The sequence below is a fragment of the Pseudanabaena mucicola FACHB-723 genome (genome assembly GCF_014696385.1).
Taxonomy (GTDB): domain Bacteria; phylum Cyanobacteriota; class Cyanobacteriia; order Pseudanabaenales; family Pseudanabaenaceae; genus Pseudanabaena.
The window spans coordinates 1-13321 of sequence record NZ_JACJQB010000059.1; the positions used below are offsets into that span (position 1 = coordinate 1).

A 13321-nucleotide genomic window follows, 5' to 3' on the forward strand; every position below is an offset into this window, starting at 1 on the left:
AGTTAGATAGCATCATTAACAATATTTTTTAATTTGTCGTTTCTAGTTTACTAAATTAGAAGCGATTTTTTCTAGTTATTTCTTATCGTTCAACACTTCTGATCCAGACCCCATGCCTTCAAATTATACAATCAAGGACTATAGCCTAAGAGATGCTGACTACTACATGGCTCGCATCCCTGAGGCTATCATTGAGAAATTGAGTACCGAAGAACATAAAAATCTTAAAGATGTAATTTCCTCCGCCCTTCCCAAACCTTCACCAAAATTGATAGATTTAAGGTTTGTGATTAACTTGATCTTTGCAAGATATTTCTTTGTTTTATTGATTGGTAAAGATCGTTATAAAAAATGGAGAAAAGTTCAAGATATAGCCGCACCTCATTACACTTCCCCTTATCACACTCACCCTTTCACTAAAATTGCCCATCGCGTTATGGCATTATTGCTATTTTTTGCTATCAATTTATTGGTGAGTGGGTTGATCATTTCATTTGTCTATTTAATTTTAAGTTTCTTGGGAATTCATTTGTTTGGTAATCATCTCAATACAGCTTTGCTTTGCTAATCTCTTGTTGCCTTAATGCTAAACTCGAACATGGCTACATACAGCTACAAAATTTATTAGCGGTTTTGCCTGATTGTAGGCAAGTATTCATTTGGGACTTATCATCACCATTGAGTGGAACCGCATCCACAAAAAATCAAACGACGATCGCCCGATCAACCCCAAAACATCGCGATCGCTACTTCAAAAAAATCAAACAGCGATCAATTTACTGTGTCCAATCTTCTATTTGTAAATTAGCAATTTGCTCAAAATCAGAAGTGTTGCGGGTTAATACGATCGCATTGTTAACAAGGGCGATGGCTGCAATTTTTAAGTCCATTGTGCCGAGGCGAGGGTATAGCTTTCTGATTCTCTGGAATTCATTCGCGGCATCTATATCAAAATCAATAATGGGGGTAGCGCAGTAATTGTTGATTTGTCTTTTGAGTTGTTTGTAAATTTCAACTTGCGCTTCAAGGTTGCGTGCTTTGGAAATGTGGCTTAACCATCCTCTTGTTTGTTCTTCGTAGCTGATAATGGTTGCTGAGACTTGATTAGGATTAACTTTTGCTAAGCGAGTAAGAAGACGCTGAGCGTTAATCCCCCCACGATCCAATACGCTGAGATGGTCTGTATCGAGTATGTACATCTATTTTTTGCGGGACTTTGTTGATGTCTTACGCAATGACTCACGGTATTTTTTGCCTAGTTGCATAGCTTTGTCATAGTCTGGGCTATCAGCAAATGTTCCTGTGATTTGCTCCCACCAAGGTTTTACTGTGGCAGTTGGACTTTCCACCTTGTTTTTTATCAGGGTGATTTCAGCTTCTAGGATTGCGACTCTTTCTTCTAGGGTTATTGACATTAGGGTTAGAACTCAATCATTTTGTAGAAATGATTATAACAATTAGGTCACTTTGTTAATACAGACTGATCACCCCTCTCAATACCCAAACTTGCGATCACCCCTTCAATACCTCAATATCATGATCTCTAATCCATCACAATCAAACAGCGATCGCAATACAAAGTCACTTGCGATTCAAAATTTTTGATTGTAATTCCGATATTGAGCGCCAAGGCTTTCTTCTGTGGAGCATCCTGTGGCAATTCGAGCATACCATCGCTAGATCTTCAACTTTGGTTTCTACTTCTTCTGTAATTTCTGATAAAGGTTTGATATGATGCGCCTCTATAAAATCTTCTCCGTATTTCTTCAAGAAAGAGAAACCGCAGACAGAGCAACATAGAAAAGGATCTCTTTCTTTCGCCTTTTTTTTAGCCAAATCGACTACAGCCTTATCTCTTTCTATTAACTTGTGTAATTGCTCAACCTTTTTTCCTTCACCGAACGCCAGTTCATCGTTTTCTTCCTTAAAGACGGTCTGTTCAACTAATGTGGGAGCCTCAACTGTTTTTATACTATCAGTTTGAAAAACAGTCGGTTTGTTTACAGATCTTATATTTTGTCCAATTTTAACTTTTTTACCATTCGGTGTAAAATCCCTTCTACCATTTCTATTAGACCCCCAAATTATAGATGCTGCTGGAGATACATCATCAAACTCAACATCTTCGATAAATTCATAGCAATTACCCTTTTTTGCTAATTTTTTAGTAGCAATAAGGTCGTTTCTTATTTCTAGGTATCTTTTGTATCTCTTTTTTTTACCTTCAGCAAAATCTAGCGAAAGATCAGAATCACCAACAGCAGCAGAACCTTTGCAAACTAAAAACTCTTTACCATCTTGATTCTTATAGTAGCCTAATGCTCTGATTCCTTTCGATTCACCTTCATGATATTCGTCATATTTCATATATTTGATACTGATGAGTTAGTTAATTATGTATCAATAGGAGTTAATCCATATACTTCTGCATTTCTGCCAACGGCTCATCAAAATCATCTGACATCACAATCAGCCCTGTCATCGTTCCTGCTTGCCTGTACTTTTTCTTAGGTATGTCATCACTTGCGATCGCATTACCAGATGATTTTTCAATTCCCTTATTCAATAGATATTCTGCATAATGCAGAACCTCGATTTTGAGAGAATCTGGCATTTTTGCAAAGATTTTTAGCACCTCATCATCTAAGGAAGTATTGGTGCTAGATTCTTGATCTTTAGTAATAGTTTGTTGCATTAACTTTCACTCTGGCGTAGTTGCAGATAGAAATATTAACAATTATGACCTATACACTCTCAACAGGCTCAGGCTTCCAAGTTTCACCGTACTTGTCTTTGAGCGCAGCCCATGCTTCGACCTGACCTTCAGCATATTCTCCTGGTTTACCCCATTGCAGGAAAGCACTCATTTGGGGCTTGTCATCGGCATCGAGGAAACGGATGGCGTAGGTGGTGAAATTGCCGCGTTTGGCTTCGGCGGTTTCAAAGCGGACATCAGTGATTTTGTCCATGTTGAGGTGAAACTCGATATGCTCAGAATGCATATTCGCATACTTGCCCTTGGGGAGTTCAGCATAAAACAGCTTCTCGATATTTACCCTTGCTTCCAGCACACCCGCATCACTGGTGACGATCAGGCGGACTAAGCCGAGAGTGTGACATTCTTCTAAAAAATCTTTTAATGTAGGAGACATAATAATTAACTTAATAAATTTATGATGATGATGTGAAATTTTTTTGCGATCGCAATTACCCTATTAAAGCTGAAAAGAGTTAGTGTGTGTAGCTTTTGGGTGATAAAGTTTGCGATCGTAAATTTCCCAAGACCTCAAAAATGCTCTAAAGTTGACAACAAGCTCATTTGCAGGCATATATTTATGAAAATTGCTAATAATATTACGGAATTAGTTGGGCATACTCCCTTAGTCGAGCTACAGCGCATCCCCAAAGCTGAAGGCTGTGTGGCACGAATCATCGTCAAACTAGAAGGGATGAATCCTGCCGCATCAGTCAAGGATCGCATCGGCGTAAACATGATCCAAGAAGCTGAAGAACAGGGTTTAATTTCGCCCAATAAAACTATCCTAGTCGAGCCAACCTCAGGGAATACAGGGATTGCCTTAGCAATGGTCGCCGCCGCGAAGGGATATAAATTAATTCTGACCATGCCTGAAACCATGAGTATGGAACGGCGTTCGATGTTACGAGCCTACGGTGCAACACTGGAACTAACCCCTGGAACTGAAGGCATGGGCGGTGCAATCCGTCGTGCTAAGGAAATTAGTGAAAGCACTCCCGATGCCTATATGCTGCAACAATTCCGCAATCCTTCCAATCCTGCCATCCATCGTAAAACTACTGCCGAAGAACTTTGGGAAGATACCGATGGACATATTGATTTTCTAATTTCGGGAGTGGGAACTGGCGGAACGATTACAGGAATTGCGGAAGTAATTAAATCCCGTAAGCCAGAATTTAAAGCGATCGCAGTCGAGCCAGCGAACAGCCCTGTCTTGTCTGGTGGTCGTCCCGGCCCCCACAAAATCCAAGGCATTGGTGCAGGATTTGTACCTGAAGTTCTCAAAACAGAACTGATTGATGAGATTATCCCTGTCAGCGATGACCAAGCAATCGCCTTTGGTCGCCGATTAGCCCGTGAGGAAGGCTTGCTATCAGGAATTTCCAGTGGCGCAGCGCTCTATGCCGCAGTCCAAATCGCCAAGCGTCCCGAAAATGCAGGCAAAATGGTCGTCATGATTCAGCCCAGCTTTGGTGAGCGTTACTTAAGTACGCCGCTATTTCAAGATCCTGAATTGATGGCATTGAGTTAAAACCCCTCCCTAACCCTCCCCTTGCCAAGGGGAGGGAATTAGATTTCTGGTCTTCCCCCTTTGCAAGGGGGAATTAAAGGGGGGTAACTATTTAGACTTCGCAATTACATTTTTATAAGTTCCATTTAAAACCGACAGAGCCGCAACATATTGAGGATCTTCATTTGTGCCGAGTTGCTTGCGCGTAATTGGTTCATTTAGCGCTACTTCCACATCAGGAATGATTCCCCGTTTATGAATGTTGTGATGCAATGGAGTCTCATATTTAGCAATCGTTACCGCTAACCCTGCACCATCTTCTAATTCATACAGAGATTGAATTAATCCCTTGCCATAGGTCTTTGTGCCAACCAGTTGAGCGCGTTGATTTTCTTGCAATGCTCCTGCCAGAATTTCACTAGCACTAGCTGTACCACTATCTGTCAGAACCACTAGCGGATCATTGGTAATCGCGCTGCCCTTGGCTTCAAAACTTTCCTGCACACCATGCCGATCCACGGTATAAACCACAGTGCCTTCAGGAATCAACATCCGCGCAATTTGTAAACCCGCATCAAATAGTCCTCCGGGGTTGCCGCGAAGATCGAGAACATAGCGGTCAGCACCATCCGACTCTAGCTTGCGGAGTGTTTTTTCCATATCTGTCACCGCATTACCATTGAACTGATTAAGTCGCACATAACCAACTTTATGATTTTCCTCTTGATTAAGCTTGGCAATAATCGGTGTCACAGCAATGCGATCGCGTTTAATCACCACGTCTAGTTTTTCGACACCCTTACCATCGGCAAGGGGACGCTCTAGGTTGAGCTTTACCTCTGAGCCAATTGCCCCACGCATTCTCGTCGCACATTCATCAAGGCTCAAACCCGTGGTGGGAATGTTATCAATGCCGACAATGCGATCGCGAGATCTGACCCCCGCTACATCCGCAGGAGAACCTTCAATGGGGGCAATCACCGTCACGTTATTATCAGGTTCATCCACGGCAATCTGCAAGCCCACCCCCGTTAGCTCACCTGATGTACTGGTTTGCATACTTTTAAACTTGTCTGGTTCTAACAAGCGGGTAAAAGGGTCATCGAGAGTAGCAAGCATTTCACGAATGGCTTGATAGGTATCTTCGCGGCTATTAAATTTCCGATTCACAAACTGGCGGCGCACTTTGTACCAATTTTGATGATTGAAATCCTCATCAACATAGGAGCGGTTAACGATTTGCCAGACATTAGTCAAAAATTTCTGTTCTTGCAAATAGTCGGTCACGGCTGCATCGGCGTTCCCCACCCAGAGAAATTGTGCGGCAATGGTGACCAAACCAACTAAGAACCAAGCCCAAATACGACGTTGCTTTATCATGCTCTCTATGCAAATTCTCGATGCAAAAAAACTACTCCCTCTATCCTAGCTAATCTTCACTTTGATCCAACATATTGCGCGGGTTATCCGTACCGATACAGGCTTAAAATTAGTCATAAATTAGCAAGGGGCAGTTTATGCGATTCTAAATCTAGAATTTAGGTATGCAAGAAAATGCAATATTGGCAGAAATTTCAAGCCGCAATTATTTTTTATACCTGCCTGCCACTCAACTCCAAGCAAATACTTGATTTTCGAGGAATTGCGATCTACGCGCCCCTAGTGGGCATTTTGATCGGCATGGCGATTGCCACTGTCGATTTTGGGCTAGCAATACTCAAACCAAATCCCAATTTGATTTCTCTGCGATCGCTAATTGTCATTTTATTAGGATTACTAATCACAGGCGGGTTACACCTTGATGGGGCAATGGACACTGCTGATGGTTTAGCAGTTACCGAGCCGCATCGTCGCCTTGAGGTGATGGCAGATAGTCATACAGGAGCCTTTGGTGCGATGGCTGCGATCGCAATTTTGTTACTTAAAATAATTGGCTTAGCCACCATCAGCGAGCATCGTTTCTGGATTTTAGCTAGTCTCTGGTCTTGGGCAAGGTGGGGACAATTACGAGCGATTATGGCTTATCCCTATCTTAAGAAGGTCGGTAAGGGCAAGTTCCATCAAGAGGGGCTACACCATTGGCAAGTTTGGTTAGTAGCAAGTTTATTAATTGCCGCTAATTTGGCGATGGGCTGGATTTATCAGTCAATTTATCTAGCGATAATGCTAACTGCGATCGCAATTAGCACCACATGGCTAATCGGCGCATGGCTAAATCGGCAACTTGGCGGACATACTGGTGATACCTACGGCGCAATTGTCGAGTGGACTGAAGCTATTGGTCTGTTTGCGATCGCCTATTTATAAAAATAGAATTGTGGCACGAAGCGCCACAATTCTATTTTAGGTGTGCAATCGAGCTAGGGCTTCAATCAAGCGCTGATTTTCATTTTCTAGGCGAACTGCAACCCGAAAATAGCGATCGCCTAATTCGGGAAAACTTACACAGTCGCGAATCAAAATCTTATCTCTTTGCAAAAGTTCCCTTTGTAAAATGGAACCCGCTCTTTCCGTTTCCACTAAAAGATAATTTGCGGCATTGGGCAAAGGATGTAAACCTGATATTTGGGACAAACCTGTAAATAGTTGCGATTTAGCACGCTCTAACCAATCCCATGTCTGCTGTTGAAATGCATGATCATCAAGTACCGCAATTCCTGCGGCCACTGCCAAACTATTGACACACCAAGGATCTCGCCATGTCTGCCAACGCTGGAGCCGTTCGGGATGGGCAATTGCATAGCCCAAACGCAACCCTGGTAAACTGTAAAATTTAGTTTGCGATCGCAAAATCACTAAATTTGGATGCTCTGGCACTAAGTCAATCAAACTTTGTTGGCGCTCTGGGGTGAGAAAGTCCATAAAAGCTTCATCGATGACCACCAGTGCAAACTGCTCTAGATAGGGTAATAGACTGTCCCTAGTAAATAAATAGCCCGTAGGATTGTGGGGATTATTAATTAATATGCCTTTGGTCTCTGGATGAGCAATTTCTGGAAGTACGGCATTTAAGACAAGAGGTTGATGGTTTGAGAGAAGCGCATACTTTTCGATAGCACAATCAAAGGTCTTGAGGGCGCGATAATAATCGGTAAAGGCTGGAGTGAATAGAACCGTTGAGGCTAATTGAGATAGGTCACGACCTACCCAAGTTAGCAGCTCCGCCACGCCATTTCCCGCTAAAATCCATTCGGGCGGCAGTTGATGCAACTTCCCTAGGGCTTGCCTCAGACTTGTATATTCAGGATCAGGATAATGACTCAGATCGGCTAAATGGGATTGAATAGCTGCGATCGCCGATGCGGGTACACCGAGGGGATTAATGCTCGCTGAAAAATCTAAAATACTGTCTGGTGTAGTACCAGCAAGACTAGCCGCCCATTGGCGATTGCCCCCATGAATTGGACGTGCGCGATTGGGTGCTTGCATTATTGTCTCAGTGACCTTGTTATGAATTTAGTATATGTATCAAAAAACTAGAAGCAACTTGCTTCTAGTTTTTTGCATCGCTATATATAGTTTATCAAAGGCTTAAGTCGTAACCCAGATTGCCGTGCCGCACGGCAATCTGGGTTTTAAATTTACTTATGCTTGATACTTATTACAATCCATTACCGATCGCAAAAAAAGCAGACCAATATTTAGGATGGCTAAACTGATCCGATTTGATTAATGCAACCTGCGCTCTATGGAGTGCCTCAGTCGAGGAAACATTGCCTTTGCGGAGTTCCTTGTAAAACGCTTCCATTAATGCCTGTGTGCCTGCATCATCAACAGACCATAGCGATGCGATCGCATTTTTCGCACCCACTTTCTGCATTTGATACCCAAATCCTAAGATTTCGACACCACTACCCAATTTGCCAACTCCTGTCTGACAGGCACTGAGTACAATCAGTTCCACATTGGGAATCTGCCATTCTGTGATTTCACTGAGTCGAATCCTGTCGCCATTGCCAAAGATAATGAAAGAGTTATCGGGTGTGCCAGTGTTGAATTCGGCATGGGTAGCGAAGTGGAGGATGTTATGGTTCTTAAATTTGGATTCTGTCGCTTGACGGCTAAAGTTATTCTCTAGCAATGTGACTGAGTTAGGGAATGTTTTGGAGATCGCGGCGATTTCTTTGAGGGTGGCTGGGAGTCCGATTTGACCAAACTTTTTTTCTCCTGCTTTACCACCAAATGCTCCCGCCAGAATGTTCAGTTCTACCTTCGGTTTGGGGGCAAAGTCAGAGAGGGTATAGGCGATCAGATTATTGATGCGATATTTTTCGCTCAGCCATTGTTTGCCATCGTATAGTGCGGCTAGGGGGACATAGCGAAGGATGCTATCGGGTGCATAGAAGATGGTTTTGGCTTGCGCTTGAGTTAGTTCCGCTTCGATGGGTTTGATCAGCAATTTGTACAGTTCTTGGGCGGGTTCTTGATAGTCCTCTGAACCAGAATCAGTTAATGTTGCTTTAAATTCAAGTACGATCGCTTCAAGTTCCGACTTCTTGATATTGACGGTGCGATTGATGGGCGTTGTGTTGGGAGCAAAGAGAATAATTTCTAGTCGATCTTCTAGGATTAAGGGATAAATCAGTACCGTACTTTGGGGAATCTGTTTGAGATAGTCTGGGATTTTGTTGATTTCTGCTTTGGGTAGGTTTTGGATCTGCTTTGCTAGTTGATTGTTAAGTCCCACACTTTGCTCTGGACTAATGTCTGTCAATTGCGACAGGATGGCTTTCTCTGGTTCTAGTAATCGCAATCCCTCGGCACTGCGATCGCTGCCCTTGACATTTTTGAGGTAGTCTTCTAGCTCCTGTACTTTTAAGAGATCGAGAACTTGCAATGCTTCCATGATTCTGCCCTGCTTGATTAGCAAGTCAGCTAGGCGTTTATAGCCCGAAGCAACGGTTTCTAAATAGGATGCTTGGTCCTCCTTACTTAATCCCTTGATATCTTTACGAATTGATTCGAGGACATTGATGGATTGTTTGTAAAAGAGAATTGCCAGTTCTGATTGATTGAGTTGCGAAAAGGCATAACCTAAATTATTTAGTGAGAGTCCAGCTTTACTGCGATCGCGATTTTGTCTAAAAATTGCGAGGGTCTGCTGATAAAAATCGGCAGCTTTGGCAAACTGATTGAGGCTGATGTGAGCATTGCCCAAATTGCCGAGGGATACACCTTCACCATCGCGATCGCCATTATTCCGACTAATTGCTAAGGACTGTTGATATAGCTCAATTGCCTTCTGAACTTGCCCTAAATCGCGATATATATTGCCAAGATTATTAAAATTTGTGGCTTCGCTATCCTTAGAACCAAGCTGTTTAGCGATCGCTAAGGACTGCTGGTGAATGTCAATGGCTTTGGTATATTCGCCCAACTTTTTATACGCCCCGCCCAGATTATTGAGAGACTTGCCGATTCCTTCGAGATCGTTAACTTGCTTGAACAGCTCTATAGATTGCTGGTTAAATTCAACGGATTTCTGGTAATTACCAAGGTAATCATAGGTATTCGCCAAATTACCTAATAATTTTGCCTCGCTTTGCCGATCGCCATCTTGTTTTTTGAAGACTAAGGCTTGCTGATAAAACTCAATGGCTTTTTGGTATTGACCAAGACTGTTATAGCCATTTCCAATTCCAATTAAGGAATTTCCTTCGCCAATGCGGTCTTTTAACTGCTTTGCCATCAATAAGGAGCGCTGATAAAAATCAATTGCGGGTCGATACTGCCCCACAATCATATGGGCAGTCCCCAAGTCATTGAGTAAGTTCTTTTCGCTCTCGCGATCGCCAAGCTTTCGCACCACGGCTAAGGCTTTGGTGTAAGAATCAATTGATGGCTGATACTGCTCCAAAATGCGGTAAACATCACCGAGATCGCTGAGGGCATAGCTTTCACCTTGAAGATTTCCCAGTTGCCTAAATATAGCTAAAGACTGCTGATAGGCATCTACAGCTTTTTGGTATTGTCCTAAATTTCGATAGATACTGCCCAAATCTCCCAGCGCACCACTTTCTCCATCACGATCGCCAATTTGCTGAAAGATTACTAAAGCCTGTTGGTAAAAATCAGCAGCTTTTTGATACTGTTTCAAGTTTCTATAGGTACTTGCTAAATTATTCAGCGCCGTTGCTTCTGCCCTGCGATCGCCAATTTGCCTCCTAATGGCTAAGGACTGCTGAAAAAAATCAATCGCTTTGTCGTACTGTTGCAGACTGTTATAGACTGCACCGATATTACTCAGCGAAGTCCCTTCACCTTTGCGATCGCTAATTTGTTGTTTAATCGTTAAAGATTGTTGATAGAAATCAAGCGCCTGTGGGTATTGCTTTTGCCTGAAATAAATGAGTCCAATATTGTTGAGCATTACCGACTCGGCATTGCGATCGCGATTCTCACGATAAATCTGCAAAGCTTGTCTATAGACCTGTAAAGCTTCGGGATAGTTATTGGCTCGAAATAGCTGCCCACCTTGTGCAGCAAGTCGATCCGCTTCATCCTGCCGATTTTGTGGTGATACCTGTGCCTGTGTTGCACTTGGCATAAACTGTAAAGGCAGACCCAGCAAAGCGGTCAAAACAGCAATACTCAATCCTCTATACATATTTCTATTTACCCTTCTTTAAGTCTGCTTCAATGCGACCAATGCGAACTGCATAGTTCTCAATGCCACGACCGCGCTGATCCTTTTGTCCTGCGGCATGGAGTCCCACAATTTGATAGACCCCATCAATTTTTGTAATCAATGCTGAGCCAGAAGCGCCGGGGTTAGTGTCACAATCATGGACTAACATTCCTTCCCTTTCACCGAGGATACTGCACTTGATATGCACCCCTGCGGTTTTGCCCTGCCCTGCCGATAGCTCGTTATAAACTTTGGGATCGGGATAGTCTCCCGAATAACCTGCGATCGCAAGCTTGTTTTTGTAGCGCTGTAACAATGCCGAGGGAACTGAACGCCATCTCAGAAATCCGTATTTCTCCCCCAAAGGTTTATCAATCTGCAAAATTGCCCAGTCATCGGCGGACTTCCCAATGGGATCATTAGTTCCTGCCAAAATATTTCGCACGATCGCCGCATCATTTTTTGTCCGCAGTCTTCCATTAATCAAATTTGGTAAAAAGAAGATGCTGGGGAATAGTTTGCCGCTTTGGTCGTAAACACAATGGGCATTGGTTAACACCAAAGACTTCCCAATCAAAGTACCCGTGCAGGAATATTCTTTGCCATCTCGGCTTACCATTACCACTTTACCGACAGTTGACCAAGGATATTCGCGACTCAATAGAGGCACGCGCTGATCTTCGCCAATAATTGCGCGATTGTTGCCCACTGGCGATTCAGATTCCCGCAGTTTCTCAGGCGTAAACCCGTCTAGACTATCGGTGATGTCTTGGATGCTATCAATCTGTTGCGGTGCGATCGCATTTTTGGGGAGCAGTCCTGAAAGCGACTGAGCCTGAATGGGGGTGATACTAGTCAGACCAGATAGGCAAGCCATAGCCATGCCAACACCAAACCAATTCTTCCAAATCCTATATTTCATAGCCTTACAAATTCGTTTATATAAGATTTTACATCTGTCTAAATTTGATTATTGCTCAGTTTAGGACAACTAATGCCAAAAAAAATCGGTGTTTCAAAATTTGAAACACCCGACCAAGATTATAAATTATCAGAATTATTTAAGAATAATAAACAAGGTGCTTAAGCTCCTTGTCTTTTCCAGCATTACTTAAGGTTTATGCAGGTTTATGCACTAGTTAAGAATAAAATCACATCACCTTCCTGCACTACATACTCCTTACCTTCACTGCGAACTAATCCCTTCGCTTTTGCTGCTGTCATCGAGCCGCATTCCACCAGATCCTTGAAGGCGACTGTTTCTGCTCGAATGAAGGCTTTCTCAAAATCAGAGTGAATTACACCTGCGGCTTGAGGGGCTTTCATCCCTGCATGAATTGTCCATGCCCGCGCTTCCTTCGGACCAACGGTGAAGTAGGTACGCAGCCCCAAGAGATGATAAGTAGCGCGAATTAACGATTTTAAGCCACCTTCCTTGACCCCAAGGGATTCTAGAAAATCTTGGCGCTCATCGTCTGGCAGTTCCAATAACTCAGCTTCAACCTGTGCCGAAACAATCGTTACTTCTGCATTTTCAGAATTTGCGATCGCTCTTACTTTTTCAACATAGGCATTGCCTGTCGCCAAGTCATCTTCAGAGACATTTGCTGCATAAATTGTGGGCTTGAGTGTCAGCAACTGCAACACCTCAATTGCTTCCTTTTCCTCATCACTAAGATTCGCTAAACGTGCAGGTTTACCAGCATCAAGGGTTTCCCTAACTTTTTCGAGGGCAGCTAATTCAACTTTAGCATCGGCATCAGCGCGGGCAGCTTTGCGGGTGCGCTCCATACGGCGATCAACCTGTGCTAAATCAGATAAGGCGAGTTCTAAAGTAATGATTTCAATATCACGGGCAGGATCAATCGATGCCTCAACATGAATAATGTCATCGTTTTCAAAACAACGCACAACATGGACGATCGCATCACAGACACGAATATTACCGAGAAACTGATTTCCTAAGCCTTCCCCCTTGCTTGCACCTCTGACTAGCCCTGCAATATCGACAAATTCGACACGAGTGGGAATGATTTGTGCGGATTTACCGACCTCAGCGAGGGTATTTAGGCGATCGTCAGGGACGGACACCGAGCCAACGTTGGGTTCAATCGTACAAAAGGGAAAGTTGGCTGCTTCCGCCTTGGCGTTAGCAACTAGGGCATTAAATAACGTAGACTTTCCCACATTGGGTAGTCCGACAATCCCAGCTTTGAGCATGATGGCTATCTAAACGAAAACTTCTTGACATTGTGCCTATAAATTCTGTCATAAAAGTCTCACTTAGTGAGACTTTTGCCAAAATTCACTTAACAATATTTATAGCTATAGCAAACCTAAATGAGTTGTGGAAAAATAGAGAAGAAGAAATCAAAGCAAAGACTTGGAAGAATTAACTGAATTTATAGAGAGTAATCCCAAGAGC

13 protein-coding genes are annotated in these 13321 nt (G+C 43.1%); 3 read left to right on the forward strand and 10 right to left on the reverse strand.

The window, feature by feature from the left end; all coding sequences use genetic code 11:
- Positions 1-166 precede the first annotated feature (166 nt).
- Positions 167-568 (forward strand): hypothetical protein, encoded by a 402-nt coding sequence (locus tag H6F41_RS17255; protein ID WP_242023093.1) that lies wholly within the window; start codon positions 167-169, stop codon positions 566-568.
- Between the two features lie 208 nt (positions 569-776).
- Here H6F41_RS17255 and H6F41_RS17260 read toward each other — a convergent pair whose 3' ends face one another.
- The 5 genes from H6F41_RS17260 to H6F41_RS17280 form a co-directional block, all read right to left on the reverse strand.
- Positions 777-1199 carry a type II toxin-antitoxin system VapC family toxin gene (locus tag H6F41_RS17260; RefSeq protein ID WP_190404708.1) on the reverse strand — a complete coding sequence of 141 codons (423 nt, stop codon included), beginning with the start codon at positions 1197-1199 and terminating at the stop codon, positions 777-779.
- A complete protein-coding gene (locus H6F41_RS17265; RefSeq protein WP_190404709.1) occupies positions 1200-1415 on the reverse strand; it encodes a hypothetical protein in 216 nt (71 codons plus the stop codon). It lies immediately after the preceding gene.
- A gap of 166 nt (positions 1416-1581) precedes the next feature.
- Positions 1582-2367, reverse strand: coding sequence for a DUF4357 domain-containing protein (locus H6F41_RS17270; RefSeq protein WP_190404710.1), 786 nt, complete (start codon positions 2365-2367; stop codon positions 1582-1584).
- A 43-nt stretch (positions 2368-2410) separates the two neighbouring features.
- Positions 2411-2695 (reverse strand): type II toxin-antitoxin system VapB family antitoxin, encoded by a 285-nt coding sequence (gene vapB, locus H6F41_RS17275; protein ID WP_190404711.1) that lies wholly within the window; start codon positions 2693-2695, stop codon positions 2411-2413.
- Positions 2696-2744: 49 nt separating this feature from the next.
- On the reverse strand, positions 2745-3152 hold the full coding sequence (locus H6F41_RS17280) for a ChuX/HutX family heme-like substrate-binding protein (protein ID WP_190404712.1): 408 nt from the start codon (positions 3150-3152) through the stop codon (positions 2745-2747).
- A 183-nt stretch (positions 3153-3335) separates the two neighbouring features.
- Here H6F41_RS17280 and cysK point away from each other — a divergent pair, with 183 nt between their 5' ends.
- On the forward strand, positions 3336-4289 hold the full coding sequence (gene cysK, locus H6F41_RS17285) for a cysteine synthase A (RefSeq protein WP_190404713.1): 954 nt from the start codon (positions 3336-3338) through the stop codon (positions 4287-4289).
- Between the two features lie 87 nt (positions 4290-4376).
- Here the strand turns inward: cysK and H6F41_RS17290 are convergent, their stop codons facing one another.
- Positions 4377-5645, reverse strand: coding sequence for a S41 family peptidase (locus H6F41_RS17290; RefSeq protein WP_408962550.1), 1269 nt, complete (start codon positions 5643-5645; stop codon positions 4377-4379).
- A gap of 177 nt (positions 5646-5822) precedes the next feature.
- On the opposite strand from H6F41_RS17290, the gene cobS reads away from it, so the two are divergent.
- On the forward strand, positions 5823-6575 hold the full coding sequence (cobS, locus tag H6F41_RS17295; RefSeq protein WP_190404715.1) for an adenosylcobinamide-GDP ribazoletransferase: 753 nt from the start codon (positions 5823-5825) through the stop codon (positions 6573-6575).
- Positions 6576-6611: 36 nt separating this feature from the next.
- On the opposite strand, the gene cobD is transcribed toward cobS, so the two are convergent.
- The 4 genes from cobD to ychF all read right to left on the reverse strand — a co-directional run bounded on the left by cobD (position 6612) and on the right by ychF (position 13116).
- Positions 6612-7697, reverse strand: a complete 1086-nt coding sequence (cobD, locus tag H6F41_RS17300) for a threonine-phosphate decarboxylase CobD (protein WP_190404716.1) — start codon at positions 7695-7697, stop codon at positions 6612-6614.
- A gap of 172 nt (positions 7698-7869) precedes the next feature.
- Positions 7870-10875 (reverse strand): CHAT domain-containing protein, encoded by a 3006-nt coding sequence (locus tag H6F41_RS17305; RefSeq protein WP_190404717.1) that lies wholly within the window; start codon positions 10873-10875, stop codon positions 7870-7872.
- 4 nt (positions 10876-10879) lie between these two features.
- Positions 10880-11818: a trypsin-like serine peptidase gene (locus H6F41_RS17310; RefSeq protein WP_190404718.1), complete on the reverse strand. Its 939-nt coding sequence runs from the start codon at positions 11816-11818 to the stop codon at positions 10880-10882.
- Positions 11819-12024: 206 nt separating this feature from the next.
- A complete protein-coding gene (ychF, locus tag H6F41_RS17315) occupies positions 12025-13116 on the reverse strand; it encodes a redox-regulated ATPase YchF (protein WP_190404719.1) in 1092 nt (363 codons plus the stop codon).
- Positions 13117-13321 lie beyond the last annotated feature (205 nt).